We start from the raw sequence: 12,434 nt of genomic DNA on the forward strand, positions 1-12,434 counted from the left end.
CGAAGCTAGGCCAAATACCCGACACCTTCTGGCGTGATTTCCTTCATTTCGCCGTCGAGGAGCAGCCAGCGTGTGATGCCGATCGACTCCAGGAACGGCACGTCGTGACTGGCCACGATCAGAGCTCCCTCGTACGACTCGAGGGCCGTGGCCAGCTGTTTCACGCTCGCCATGTCGAGGTTGTTCGTCGGCTCGTCGAGCATCAGGAGCTGCGGCGCGGGCTCCGCGAGCAGCAGCGCGGCGAGCGCCGCCCTGAACCGTTCGCCGCCCGACAGGGTCGCCGCGAGCTGATCGGCCCGCGCCCCCTTGAACAGGAAGCGGGCGAGACGGGCCCGGATCCGGTTGTTGGTGGCGTCGGGCGCGAAGCGCGCCACGTTCTCGGCGACGGAGAGATCCTCGTCGAGCACGTCGAGGCGCTGCGGCAGAAAACGCAGCGGGACATGCGCGAGGGCCTCTCCTTCCACGGCGTCCAGCTCTCCGGCGATGGTGCGCAGGAGCGTGGTCTTGCCCGCGCCGTTGCGGCCGACCAGCGCGATCCGTTCAGGGCCGCGCAGCTCGAACTCGCCCTGCACGCGCGCCCCGTAACGCAGGGAAAGCGTGGACAGGGTGAGCACGGTGCGGCCGGGCGGGACCGCGGTGAACGGCAGGTCGACGCGGATCTCGTCGTCGTCCCGCACCGCCTCGACGGCGTCGTCAAGGCGCTCCTTCGCCTCGCTGAGCTTCTCCTCGTGCATGATGCGGTGCTTGCCCGCGGACACCTGGGCCTGGCGCTTGCGCTCGCTCATGATGACCTTGGGCTCGCGCTTGGTGTCCCACATCTTCTGGCCGTACCTCTTGCGCCGGGCCAACTTGACCTGCGCGTCGGCAAGTTCGCGCTTCTGCTTCTTCAGGTCGGACTCGGCGACGCGCACCATGCGCTCCGCAGCCTCCTGTTCGGCGGCCAGTGCCTCCTCGTACGCGGTGAAGTTGCCTCCGTACCACTTGACCTCTCCGTCCCGCAGATCGGCGATCTGGTCGACCAGGTCGAGGAGTTCACGGTCGTGGCTGACCACGATCAGCACGCCGGACCAGGCGTCGACGGCCGAATAGAGGCGCCGACGGGCGTACAGATCAAGGTTGTTGGTGGGTTCGTCAAGGAGGAGCACGTCGGGTCGGCGCAGCAGCAGCGCGGCCAGGCGCAGCAGCACGGACTCGCCGCCCGACACCTCCCCGATGGTGCGGTCGAGGCCGATGTGGCCGAGGCCGAGCTGATCGAGGGTCGCGACGGCGCGCTCCTCCACGTCCCAGTCGTCACCGACCGCCGTGAAGTGCTCATCGGTCACATCGCCCGCCTCGATGGCGTGCAGCGCGGCACGAGCAGCGGCGATACCGAGCACCTCGTCGACGCGCAGACCGGTGTCGAGGGTGACGTTCTGCGGCAGATACCCGATGTCACCCGCGACGCGGACGGTGCCCTCGCTCGGCCTGAGCTCACCGGCGATCAGCTTCAACAGGGTTGATTTTCCGGAGCCGTTGACGCCGATGAGGCCGGTCCTGCCAGGGCCGAAGGCCGCCTGGAGTCCGTCGAAGACGCCGGTGCCGTCCGGCCAGCTGAAGTCGAGCGACGTACACGTGATGGAAGTGGGGACAGTAGACATGTGGTCCTCGCGGTTGCGTGAGATGAAGCGCGGTCAGGGGCAACGCGTTTCGGAACACCGCGAGGTGCGACAGCAGGACGGAAGCAGAGCCGTCAGGAGGCGAGGGCGGAGAGAAGGGCCCTGTGCCGAGGGACGGCTCGAACGCCGAGGTCGCACGCTACGCACACGGCCGAGCCGTGTGACGCGGTGAATCCAGACCTCAGACGAGCAACGTCCTACTCCTATCGGCGACAACAGAACCGATATACACCGTACGGTGCGACCCCACCGCCGTCAACGACTTATCGTGACCGCGAACAAGGAGGCCCCATGCCTTATGGCTCGCTCTCACTCCCGGCCCGGATCTTCCTGCTGGCCTGGGACACCGGCCGCAACAAGATCACCGGCGCCCCCGACCTGCACCTCGCGGTGCGTGCCTGCGCGCTCGCCGAGCTGGCCCAGCGCGGACTGGTCTCGGACGTGGACGGCATCGTCACGCCGGTCTTCGGCGCGCGCACCGGCGACGCGGTGCTCGACGGACTCCTGGAACTCATCGAGGAGTCCCGGCCCCGCAAATGGCGCGGCTGGATCACGCACAAGGCCCGCGACACACGGGACGGGGTGCGCGACCAACTGGCGTCCGACGGCTATCTGCGGACGGAGCGCACCCGGGTCTTCGGGATCTTCCCCTCCCGGCGGTACGAGCTCGAGCGCGCCGGATACGTCGAGGTCCTGCACGCCGAGGTGCTCGCGGTCCTGCGCGGTCCTGCGCCGGTGTCCGAGGTTTCCGCGGGCGACGCGGCCCTGGTCGTGTGCGCGGCGACGGGGAAGCTGCGCGGCGTCATCTCGGGCAAGGACCGCAGGCAGTACAGGGACCGGCTCGACGCGCTCACCGACCGCGGCGGGTCCCCGGATCCACAACTGCCCGAGCTGATGCGGGCGTTGCGCAAGGCGCTGGCGTCGGCGGTGTCGGCGGCGGAAGACGCGAGGTCCGGCGGCGGGGGCGGTTGAGGGGGCCCGCGGTACGAACGTATACGGGCCGTGGACCCGGGGACGGTGAAGGCGCTCGTCGCGGGCGTCAGCGGGCCGGGCGCCTCAGCAGGCGTCCCGCATCAGATCGGCGAGGTCCTGGTCGAGGTCGACGTGCAGATGCTCGTCGCCGGTGGGCACCAGGTCCGTGGTGCGCTGCAGGAAGCGGCGCATCTCGCCGGTGCGGATGTGGACGATCGCGGTGCCCTCGGGGGCGTGGAACTCCACGACCGTGCGGTCGAAGCCGTACGGCCGCACGCGTACGTCGCCGAAGCCCACCGCCCGCTCCATGCCCTGGGCGAGCAGTTCGCGGGCGAAGGTCCAGTAGACCTCGACGCCCTCCAGGGTCGCCGGGGCGGGGAAGCTCATCCGGACGGCGAACGGATCGCCCCGGTCGTAGTGCAGCGTCGCGGGAATGGTCGACATCCGCGGTGCGGCGGCGACGAGGCGGGCCTCTACGGCTTGCTCGATGTTGGTGGACAACGCCTGCTCCCTCTGACAGCTGGATGACTCGGATCTGGATGACTCGCGTCGGTACTTGCATAGACGTCGGAATGACGGAATCCGTGCACGCCAACACGGAGTGACCTCGGTCACCGCGTGCTCTTCACCGTCTTCACAGAAATCCCCGACGGAATCATGCGTTCCGGTGGTAACTTCGCCCGCCATGAGGGCTCTGGGGAAGACGAGATGGTCGCGGTCGGTGGGGCGCACGGTGTCGGTGGGGCTGTGCGGGGCGGCTCTCGCCGTGACGGCGCTGGTCGCGCCAGGGCTCGCGCAGGCGGCCCCCAAGGCCCCGGAGAGCGGTTCGCGGAAGGGCGGCGGCTGGGATCTCAAGGACAGCGGCACCGACGCGCGCTTCCGCGGCCTCGCCGCCGTCGGTCACGACACCGCCTGGGTCGCCGGCACGAAAGGCACCGTGCTGCGCACCTCGGACGGCGGCGGAAGCTGGCGGAACGTCTCACCGCCGGGAGCAGCGGAACTCGAGTTCCGCGACATCGAGGCGTTCGACGGCCGCCGCGCGGTGGTCCTCGCCATCGGTGAGGGCGAGGCTTCACGGGTCTTTCGCACGACGGACGGCGGAGCGACCTGGACGGAGTCCTTCCGCAACACCGACCCCAAGGCCTTCTACGACTGCATGACGTTCTTCGACCGGCGCCACGGCCTGGCCATGAGCGACCCGGTGGACGGCAAGTACCGCATCCTGTCCACCGCCGACGGCGGCCGCTCCTGGAAGGTCCTGCCCGACGACGGCATGCCCGCGGCCCAGGAGGGCGAGTCGGGCTTCGCCGCGAGCGGCCAGTGCCTGGTGAGCTCCGGCTCGCGCGACGTGTGGCTGGCCACCGGCGGAGCGGCGCGGGCGCGGGTCCTGCACTCCGCCGACCGCGGCCGCACCTGGACGGCCACCGACGCGCCGATCCCGGCGGGCGATCCGGCACGCGGCGTCTTCGGACTCGCCTTCCGCGACCGTACGCACGGCATCGCGGTCGGCGGCGACTACCGCGCCGACCAGCCCTCTGCGAAGGCCGCGGCCACCACCGGCGACGGCGGCCGCACCTGGACCACGGCCACCCAGCCCCCGCCCGCCTACCGGTCGGGGGTGGCCTGGCTGCCGGGCAGCCGCCGTGGCGCGCTCGCGGTCGGGCCGACCGGCACGGACGTCACGTCGGACGGCGGGCGCAGCTGGCGGACGGTCGACCCGGGGTCGTACGACACCGTGGACTGCACGCGGGGCCGGACCTGCTGGGCATCGGGCGAGAAGGGCCGCGTCGCGCGCTGGGAGCGGGACTAGGTAGGGCCCGCCCAGGGCCCATCGGGAGGGTCTAGGGCAGTTCTTGCCGGTAGGGGGCGAGTCCCGGGGCCGTCTTCGTGGCGATGAATTCGGTGATGCGGTACTCGCAGACCTCCGCGAGCACGAAGGGGTCGCTCGCCGCGATCTCCTCGATCGCCGCACGGTCCCGCGCCACGGCCAGGATCACGCCGCCGTCGCGCGGATTCTTGCGCCCCGACGCGATGAAGACGCCCTGCGCGTAGAGCTGGTCGAGCCAGGCGACGTGGGCCTGAAGCTCCTTGTCGACGGCGGACACGGGAGCGGTGTAGGTCAATTCGAGAACGAACATGATCGCGAGGCTACCGCCGCGGCACGCAGGGTGTGGCCGCGGTCCGGGGTGCGCGCTTTATCCTGATCGTTCAACCGGTCGCTCCATGGGGCGACTTCTTGGTGCGTGGCCGCCCCATTTCTGCCGGGAGTTCGCTTTGCTGTACAGGAAGACCGCTCTGCGCGTCGCCGCGCCCGTGGCCGTGCTCGCCCTCGCGCTGTCCGCCTGCGGGGGCGGCGGCGACAAGGACTCCGCGGTCACGTCGAAGGGCGGGGTGCGCGCCGCCGGCGAGAGCGCCACCGGCGAGGCGAACGAGGGTCTCGTCTCCGTCGTCTACGACGTCACCGCGCAGAAGGTCGAACTGGGCACGGAGGCCGAGACCGCGAAGATGGTGTCGGAGCCCAAGCTGGCCAAGGGCCTGATCCCGGCCGTCGCCCACGTGAAGTACACGCACGAATCAGGACCGACCCTCACCCAGAGCCCGCGCGCCAGCCAACCCGCCAGGATCTGGGCGGACGGCAAGCGCGGAACCCTGATCGTCGGAGCGGCCGATCACACCCCGGGCTGCGAGGCCCCCTCGTCCATCAAGGGCTGGAAGCAGGGCGAGACCCACGTCCTGTGCGAGACCTACCTGGTCCCCAAGGACACGAAGAACCTGGAGGTCCACTGGTCCCAGGAGAACGGCGAGCCGTTCATCTGGAAGTTCGCGGCGACCGATCGGGCGACCAAGTGACCACCTCCCACGCGCCCGCAGACTGGCCCACCGACGAGCCGGCCGCCCGCGCCGTCCAGGACGGACTCCGTGCCCGGGTCGTGCTCGACGAAGAGGGCCCGCGGCCGGGCACCGGGCATGTCACGGGGGTGGACGTCGCCTACGACGACGAGCGTGACATCGTCGCCGCGGCGCTCGTCGTCCTGGACGCCGCGACACTCGACGTCGTCGAACAGGCGACCGCGGTGGGCCGCGTCGCCTTCCCGTACGTGCCGGGCCTGCTCGCCTTCCGCGAGATCCCCACCGTCCTGGCCGCCCTGGAGAAGCTCGAAGCCGATCCGGGCCTCGTCGTCTGCGACGGCTACGGCATCGCGCATCCCCGCAGGTTCGGCCTCGCGAGCCACCTCGGCGTCCTCACCGGACTGCCCACGATCGGCGTGGCGAAGAACCCCTTCACGTTCACGTACGAGGCTCCGGGCGCCCCGCGGGCGAGCACGGCCCCGCTCCTCGACGGAGCGGAGGAGATCGGCCGCGCCCTGCGTACCCGCGAGGACGTCAAGCCGGTCTTCGTCTCCGTCGGTCACCGCGTGAGCCTGGACAACGCCTGTGCCCACACGCTCCGCCTGACGCCGCGCTACCGCCTCCCGGAGTCGACGCGCCGCGCGGACGCCCTGTGCCGCGCGGCCCTGCGCGAGGCGACCGGCACGGCCCTCTGACGGATCTCCACGGCTCCCATGGAGATCCACGGAGATCCATGGAGATCCATCAGAAGGGGCCCTACCGCGCCGCCGCCACCCGGAACCTGAGCCCCGCCGCCGTCAGCCGCTCCGTCAGCGCGTCGCCCATCGCCACGGCGGTGGTCACCTGCCCGGCCACCGGCGGCACGTCGTCGAGCGCCAGACACAGCGCCGCCTCGCCCAGCATCTTCGCCGTCTCGTCGTACCCCGGATCCCCGCCCGAGACCTCGGTGAACACGCGCTTGCCGCCGCCCTCGCCGACGAAGCGCACGGAGAACCAGCTCTTGGCCCGCCGCTGCTCGCTCGGTCCGTCTCCCGGCTTCATCCGCGACGACAACCACCGCCGCGCGGGCGGCAGTTGCGCCGCTGCCACCAGACCGCTGACGGCCGCCGCGCCCCCCACGGCGAACGGCAGGGACTTCACGGCCGCGTAGTGGCGGTAGCGGAAATCGGGCCCGTAGCGTTCGAGCGCCCGCGCCGAGCGCCGCACGACCTGCGGGTCGATCGTGGGCAGGGGGAGGGCCCAGGCGCCGACCTCGCCCGCGTACCGGGGTGCGCTCGGCGGCGCGTACGCCTTGCGGCCCGCCAGGCGCGGTTCGTGCCGTCGCCGGTCCCGCGCGGCGGCCAGCATCTGCGGCCCCCGGGAGAGCTGGGTGAGCGTGGAGGCGAACGTGCCCCCGGAGAACGTCGCGTTGCTGCGCACGAACCCGTCGACGCGCAGCGGCACACCCTCCGGAAGCTGCCGCACCGTGAAGTACGCGCCCAGGTCGTGCGGGACCGAGTCGAAGCCGCAGGAGTGCACGAGCCGTGCGCCCGTCTCCCGGGCACGGGCGTCGTGCCGCACGTACATCAGGTCGACGAACTCCGGCTCCCCGGTGAGGTCCACGTAGTCCGTGCCCGCCTCCGCGCACGCGGCGACGAGCTCCTGGCCGTACGTGAGATAGGGGCCGACGGTCGTGGCCACCACGCGCGCGCGACCTGCCATGTCCCGCAGGGACGCCGGGTCCGCCACGTCGGCGCGGACGAGGTCGAGCTTCGCGCACGCGGGATGGGCGTCGGCGAGCCGCTCCCGCAGCCGCTCCAGCTTCGCGGTGTCACGTCCCGCGATCGCCCAGCGCAGCCCCTCGGGCGCGTGCGCGGCGAGGTACTGCGCGGTGAGCACGCCGACGAAACCGGTCGCTCCGAAGAGGACGATGTCGTAGGGGCGGCCCGCCGCACGCTCCTTGTCGCTGCCGCCGTTGTCGTTGCCGTTGCCGTTCTGACTGGTCATGGCACCTCTCTGCCGTGCGCCGCGCGCCGATGTCGGGGGCCGAGGCTAGCGTGCGACGCGGGTGCCGCCGCACGGCCCGTCCCCCGATTTGTCTAAGCGCTTGCTTGCTAGGGTCTTGTGCGGAGTGGAACACGTTCTTAGCATCACTGGTGTTACATCAGTTGTGTCATAGCGCTGGGGGCTCCATGGCAGTGCCGGGCAAGAACGTTCACGGACCGCTCGCAGGGGTGCGCGTGGTCGAGCTGGCGGGCATCGGCCCCGGCCCGTTCGCGGCCATGCTCCTGGCCGACCTGGGGGCCGATGTCGTACGGGTCGAGCGGCCGGGCGGCGGCACTCTCGCCGTCAATCCCGAGTACGACGTCACCAACCGCAACAAGCGCTCCGTGATCGTCGACCTCAAGGCGGCCGACGGCGCGGACCGCGTCCTCGACCTCGTCGACCGCGCCGACGTCCTCATCGAGGGCTACCGCCCCGGCGTCGCCGAGCGCCTGGGCATCGGGCCTCTCACCTGTCACGCCCGCAACCCGAAGCTCGTCTACGGACGGATGACCGGCTGGGGACAGGAGGGGCCGCTCGCCCAGCGCGCCGGGCACGACATCGCGTACATCGCGATCACCGGCACCCTCGGCATGATCGGCAACCCCGGCGAGCCGCCCACCGTCCCCGCTAACCTCGTCGGCGACTACGCGGGCGGCTCGCTCTACCTCGTCGTCGGCATCCTGGCGGCCCTGCACCACGCGCGCGAGCACGGCACAGGGCAGGTCGTGGACGCCGCGATCGTCGACGGCACCGCACACCTCACGTCGATGATCCACGGCATGCTCGCGGCCGGCGGCTGGCAGGACAGGCGCGGCGCCAACCTCCTCGACGGCGGCTGCCCGTTCTACGGCAACTACGAGACCGCCGACGGCCGTCACATGGCCGTCGGCGCCCTTGAGCAGCAGTTCTACGACGAGTTCATCGAACTCCTCGGTCTGGCGGGCCAGGCGCCCGCGCGGGGGGACCTCGCGCGCTGGGGCGAGCTGCGCGAGGCGGTCGCCACCCGCTTCAAGGAGCGGACGCGCGAGGAGTGGACGGCCGTCTTCGAGGGCTCCGACGCGTGCGTCGCACCCGTGCTCTCGCTGTCCGAGGCCCCCGGCCACCCCCATCTCGCCGCCCGCGGCACCTTCGTCGACCACGGCGGCATCACCCAGCCCGCCCCCGCGCCGCGCTTCTCCGCGACCCCGACGGACGTCCGCAGCGGCCCCGCCCAGCCGGGCGCGGACACCGAGGACGTGGCCCGCGACTGGGACGTACCGGCCCTCAGGGGCACCACCACGAAGGAAGACAGCTGATGGAGATCTCCGCACCTCTCGCCTACGCGGGCGACCCGCGGCAGGCCGCCGACGATCTGGCCGCCCTGGAGGCCGCCGGTCTGGACGCCGTCTGGGTCGCGGAGGCCTACGGCTTCGACTCGCCCACCATCATGGGCTACCTGGCCGCGCGCACCGAGCGTATGAAGATCGGCGCCGGGATCCTCAACGTCTACTCGCGCACCCCCGCCCTCATCGCCCAGACGGCCGCCGGACTCGACGCGATCTCCGGCGGGCGGGCGATCATCGGGCTCGGCGCGTCGGGGCCGCAGGTCGTCGAGGGCTGGCACGGGAAGCCGTACGACAAGCCCCTCGCCCGAACCCGTGAGGCCATCGAGCTGACCCGCCGCATCCTGCGCCGCGAGGTCATCGACCACCACGGCATCACGGACATGCCGCTGCCCGAGGAGAAGGGCGGCAAGCTGGGCAAGCCGCTGAAGATCCTCACCAAGCCGGTCCGCTCCGAAGTGCCCCTCTACGTGGCGTCGCTCGGCCCCGCCAACGTGCGCATGACCGCCGAGATCGCCGACGGCTGGCTGCCCACCCTGTTCCTCCCGGAGAAGGCCCACCAGGTGTGGGGCGCTTCGCTCGCCGAGGGCAAGGAGAAGCGCGATCCGGCGCTCGGACCGTTGCAGACGGTCGCGGGAGGCCTGCTCGCCATCGGTGACGACGCGGCCGCCGCACGGGATTTGGCCCGGCCTCACATCGCCCTCTACGTAGGCGGCATGGGCGCTCCGGGGAAGAACTTCTACAACGACCTCGCGGTCGCGTACGGCTACGAGGAGGAGGCCAGGCGCATCCAGGAGCTGTATCTCTCGGGCAGGAAGAAGGAAGCGGAGGCCGCCGTCCCGGACGAGTTCTGCGAGCTCACGTCGCTGTGCGGGCCCGAGAGCTACGTCCGTGAGCGCGTCGAGGCCTTCCGTGAGGCGGGCGTCACCATGCTCAACGTCATTCCCGTCGGCTCCGAGCCGGCCAAGTCGATCGAGACCGTCAAGGGCTGGCTCTAGGGCTCCAGGAGGCCGTACGTGAAGCGACAGATCTTCTCCGCCGAACACGAGGCGTTCCGCGAGACCGTCCGTACCTTCCTGACGAAGGAGGTACTGCCCCACTACGAGGAGTGGGAGAAGGACGGGATCGTCAGCCGTGACGCCTGGCTCGCCGCGGGCAAGCAGGGACTGCTCGGGCTCGCCGTGCCCGAGGAGTACGGAGGCGGCGGGAACGCCGACTTCCGCTACAGCGCCGTACTCGCCGAGGAGTTCACCCGCGCGGGCGCGGCCGGACTCGCACTCGGCCTGCACAACGACATCATCGGCCCGTATCTGACGTCCCTCGCCACCGAGGACCAGAAGCGGCGCTGGCTGCCCGGCTTCTGCTCCGGCGAGATCATCACGGCCATCGCGATGACCGAGCCGGGCGCGGGCTCCGACCTCCAGGGCATCCGCACCACCGCCGTCGACCAGGGCGATCACTGGCTGCTCAACGGCTCCAAGACATTCATCTCGAACGGCATCCTCGCCGACCTCGTCATCGTCGTCGCCAAGACCTCGCAGGAAGGCGGCGCGAAGGGCCTGTCCCTCCTGGTCGTCGAGCGCGGCACGGACGGCTTCGAGCGGGGCCGCAACCTCGACAAGATCGGCCAGAAGTCCCAGGACACCGCCGAGCTGTTCTTCAACGACGTACGCGTGCCCAAGGAGAACCTCCTGGGCGAGCTCGACGGCGCCTTCATCCACCTGATGACGAACCTCGCGCAGGAGCGTATGGGCATCGCCGTCGCCGGGATCGCCGCCGCCGAGCACCTCCTGGAGATCACCACGACGTACGTCAAGGAGCGCGAGGCCTTCGGGCGGCCGCTCTCCAAGCTCCAGCACATCCGCTTCGAGATCGCCGAGATGGCGACCGAGTGCGCGGTCACCCGGACCTTCCTCGACCGCTGCATCGTCGATCACTCGAACGGCGAGCTCGACGCCGTGCACGCCTCGATGGCCAAGTGGTGGGCCACCGAGCTGCAAAAACGCGTCGCCGACCGCTGCCTGCAACTGCACGGCGGATACGGCTACATGACCGAGTACCGCGTCGCCAAGGCCTTCACCGACGGCCGCATCCAGACGATCTACGGAGGTACGACCGAGATCATGAAGGAGATCATCGGCCGCTCCCTGCTCGCCTGAGCCTGCCAGACCCTCACCTGCAAAGTTCTTTGCGAAAGGCTGCTGTCTTGACCACCGAAGCGTACGTATACGACGCGATCCGCACCCCGCGCGGACGCGGCAAGGCCAATGGCGCCCTGCACGGCACCAAGCCGATCGACCTCGTCGTCGGCCTGATCCACGAGATCCGGGCGCGATTCCCCGACCTGGACCCGGCGGCCGTCGACGACATCGTCCTCGGCGTCGTCGGTCCCGTCGGCGACCAGGGCTCGGACATCGCGCGGATCGCGGCCATCGCCGCCGGACTGCCGGACACGGTCGCCGGCGTCCAGGAGAACCGCTTCTGCGCCTCCGGTCTTGAAGCCGTCAACATGGCCGCGATGAAGGTGCGTTCGGGCTGGGAGGACCTCGTCCTCGCGGGCGGCGTCGAGTCGATGTCCCGTGTTCCGATGGCCTCGGACGGCGGCGCCTGGTTCGCCGACCCGATGACCAACTACGAGACGGGCTTCGTGCCGCAGGGCATCGGCGCCGACCTGATCGCCACGGTGGAGGGCTACTCCCGGCGTGACGTCGACGAGTACGCGGCCCTGTCCCAGGAGCGCGCGGCGGCGGCCTGGAAGGACAACCGCTTCGAGAAGTCCGTCGTGCCGGTGAAGGACCGAAGCGGCCTGGTCGTCCTGGACCACGACGAGTACATGCGCCCCGGCACCACCGCCGACTCGCTCGGCAAGCTGAAGCCCTCCTTCAAGGACATCGGCGACCTCGGCGGGTTCGACGCCGTCGCGCTGCAGAAGTACCACTGGATCGAGAAGATCGACCACGTCCACCACGCGGGCAACTCCTCCGGCATCGTGGACGGTGCCGCCCTTGTGGCCATCGGCACCAAGGAGGTCGGCGAGCGCTACGGCCTCACCCCGCGCGCCCGCATCGTCTCCGCGGCCGTCTCGGGCTCCGAGCCGACCATCATGCTCACCGGGCCCGCCCCGGCTGCCCGCAAGGCACTCGCCAAGGCGGGTCTGACCATCGATGACATCGACCTCGTCGAGATCAACGAAGCGTTCGCGGCGGTCGTCCTGCGCTTCGTCAAGGACATGGGCCTGTCCCTGGACAAGGTCAACGTCAACGGCGGCGCGATCGCGTTGGGCCATCCCCTGGGCGCGACCGGGGCGATGATCCTGGGGACGCTCGTGGACGAGCTGGAGCGTCAGGACAAGCGGTACGGCCTCGCCACCCTCTGCGTCGGCGGTGGCATGGGGATCGCCACGATCGTGGAACGGGTTTCCGGCTAAGCGCCGTGGGGCTGCGCCTTGTCGCCGACTGACCGCCGGTGGGGGCTGGTCGCGCAGTCCCCCGCGCCCCTGAGATGCGCACTTCGTGCGGCATCTCATCGGGGAAGGCTGCGCGCAGCGCATGCCTTCAGGGGCGCGGAGAACTGCGCGAGCAACCCACTAGGACCCGCGGTCGGCGACGAA

At 70.8% G+C, this 12,434-nt stretch carries 12 protein-coding genes; 8 read left to right on the forward strand and 4 right to left on the reverse strand.

The window, feature by feature from the left end; all coding sequences use genetic code 11:
• Positions 1-5: 5 nt before the first annotated feature.
• Complete coding sequence (locus ACZ5CR_RS03155) at positions 6-1,637, reverse strand: ABC-F family ATP-binding cassette domain-containing protein (protein ID WP_468853063.1); 1,632 nt, start codon at positions 1,635-1,637, stop codon at positions 6-8.
• A gap of 309 nt (positions 1,638-1,946) precedes the next feature.
• On the opposite strand from ACZ5CR_RS03155, the gene ACZ5CR_RS03160 reads away from it, so the two are divergent.
• The gene (locus ACZ5CR_RS03160) at positions 1,947-2,627 is read left to right on the forward strand and encodes a GOLPH3/VPS74 family protein (protein ID WP_468853065.1); all 681 of its coding nucleotides are present in this window, start codon (positions 1,947-1,949) and stop codon (positions 2,625-2,627) included.
• Positions 2,628-2,711: 84 nt separating this feature from the next.
• Here the strand turns inward: ACZ5CR_RS03160 and ssgD are convergent, their stop codons facing one another.
• Positions 2,712-3,128: a spore wall synthesis regulator SsgD gene (gene ssgD, locus ACZ5CR_RS03165; RefSeq protein ID WP_468853066.1), complete on the reverse strand. Its 417-nt coding sequence runs from the start codon at positions 3,126-3,128 to the stop codon at positions 2,712-2,714.
• Between the two features lie 184 nt (positions 3,129-3,312).
• Here ssgD and ACZ5CR_RS03170 point away from each other — a divergent pair, with 184 nt between their 5' ends.
• Positions 3,313-4,437, forward strand: coding sequence for a WD40/YVTN/BNR-like repeat-containing protein (locus tag ACZ5CR_RS03170; protein ID WP_468853067.1), 1,125 nt, complete (start codon positions 3,313-3,315; stop codon positions 4,435-4,437).
• Positions 4,438-4,468: 31 nt separating this feature from the next.
• Here the strand turns inward: ACZ5CR_RS03170 and ACZ5CR_RS03175 are convergent, their stop codons facing one another.
• On the reverse strand, positions 4,469-4,765 hold the full coding sequence (locus tag ACZ5CR_RS03175; RefSeq protein WP_468853069.1) for a YciI family protein: 297 nt from the start codon (positions 4,763-4,765) through the stop codon (positions 4,469-4,471).
• Between the two features lie 136 nt (positions 4,766-4,901).
• Here ACZ5CR_RS03175 and ACZ5CR_RS03180 point away from each other — a divergent pair, with 136 nt between their 5' ends.
• Both ACZ5CR_RS03180 and nfi read left to right on the forward strand, forming a co-directional pair.
• Positions 4,902-5,477 (forward strand): hypothetical protein, encoded by a 576-nt coding sequence (locus ACZ5CR_RS03180; RefSeq protein WP_468853072.1) that lies wholly within the window; start codon positions 4,902-4,904, stop codon positions 5,475-5,477.
• On the forward strand, positions 5,474-6,172 hold the full coding sequence (nfi, locus tag ACZ5CR_RS03185) for a deoxyribonuclease V (RefSeq protein ID WP_468853074.1): 699 nt from the start codon (positions 5,474-5,476) through the stop codon (positions 6,170-6,172). Before ACZ5CR_RS03180 ends, nfi begins: the two co-directional genes overlap by 4 nt.
• 61 nt (positions 6,173-6,233) lie before the next feature.
• Here nfi and ACZ5CR_RS03190 read toward each other — a convergent pair whose 3' ends face one another.
• On the reverse strand, positions 6,234-7,463 hold the full coding sequence (locus tag ACZ5CR_RS03190; protein ID WP_468853075.1) for a saccharopine dehydrogenase family protein: 1,230 nt from the start codon (positions 7,461-7,463) through the stop codon (positions 6,234-6,236).
• A 185-nt stretch (positions 7,464-7,648) separates the two neighbouring features.
• Between ACZ5CR_RS03190 and ACZ5CR_RS03195 the strand changes: the two genes are divergently transcribed.
• From ACZ5CR_RS03195 to ACZ5CR_RS03210, 4 genes are read left to right on the forward strand one after another with little or no spacing between them, the layout of a single operon-like run.
• Positions 7,649-8,797, forward strand: a complete 1,149-nt coding sequence (locus ACZ5CR_RS03195) for a CaiB/BaiF CoA transferase family protein (RefSeq protein WP_468853077.1) — start codon at positions 7,649-7,651, stop codon at positions 8,795-8,797.
• Positions 8,797-9,822 (forward strand): LLM class F420-dependent oxidoreductase, encoded by a 1,026-nt coding sequence (locus ACZ5CR_RS03200; protein WP_468853078.1) that lies wholly within the window; start codon positions 8,797-8,799, stop codon positions 9,820-9,822. The genes ACZ5CR_RS03195 and ACZ5CR_RS03200 overlap by 1 nt, the downstream gene beginning before the upstream one ends.
• 18 nt (positions 9,823-9,840) lie before the next feature.
• Positions 9,841-10,983 (forward strand): acyl-CoA dehydrogenase family protein, encoded by a 1,143-nt coding sequence (locus ACZ5CR_RS03205; protein WP_389900499.1) that lies wholly within the window; start codon positions 9,841-9,843, stop codon positions 10,981-10,983.
• Positions 10,984-11,030: 47 nt separating this feature from the next.
• Positions 11,031-12,251, forward strand: coding sequence for an acetyl-CoA C-acetyltransferase (locus tag ACZ5CR_RS03210; protein WP_468853080.1), 1,221 nt, complete (start codon positions 11,031-11,033; stop codon positions 12,249-12,251).
• Positions 12,252-12,434: the final 183 nt, after the last annotated feature.

Source organism: Streptomyces sp. NPDC031274 (genome assembly GCF_055570235.1).

Bases quoted from the DNA above. Each gene is read 5' to 3' on its own strand.
- ACZ5CR_RS03155 (WP_468853063.1), bottom strand. From the start codon at position 1,637: ATGTCTACTGTCCCCACTTCCATCACGTGTACGTCGCTCGACTTCAGC.
- ACZ5CR_RS03160 (WP_468853065.1), top strand. From the start codon at position 1,947: ATGCCTTATGGCTCGCTCTCACTCCCGGCCCGGATCTTCCTGCTGGCC.
- ACZ5CR_RS03170 (WP_468853067.1), top strand. From the start codon at position 3,313: ATGAGGGCTCTGGGGAAGACGAGATGGTCGCGGTCGGTGGGGCGCACG.
- ACZ5CR_RS03175 (WP_468853069.1), bottom strand. From the start codon at position 4,765: ATGTTCGTTCTCGAATTGACCTACACCGCTCCCGTGTCCGCCGTCGAC.
- ACZ5CR_RS03190 (WP_468853075.1), bottom strand. From the start codon at position 7,463: ATGACCAGTCAGAACGGCAACGGCAACGACAACGGCGGCAGCGACAAG.
- ACZ5CR_RS03195 (WP_468853077.1), top strand. From the start codon at position 7,649: ATGGCAGTGCCGGGCAAGAACGTTCACGGACCGCTCGCAGGGGTGCGC.
- ACZ5CR_RS03200 (WP_468853078.1), top strand. From the start codon at position 8,797: ATGGAGATCTCCGCACCTCTCGCCTACGCGGGCGACCCGCGGCAGGCC.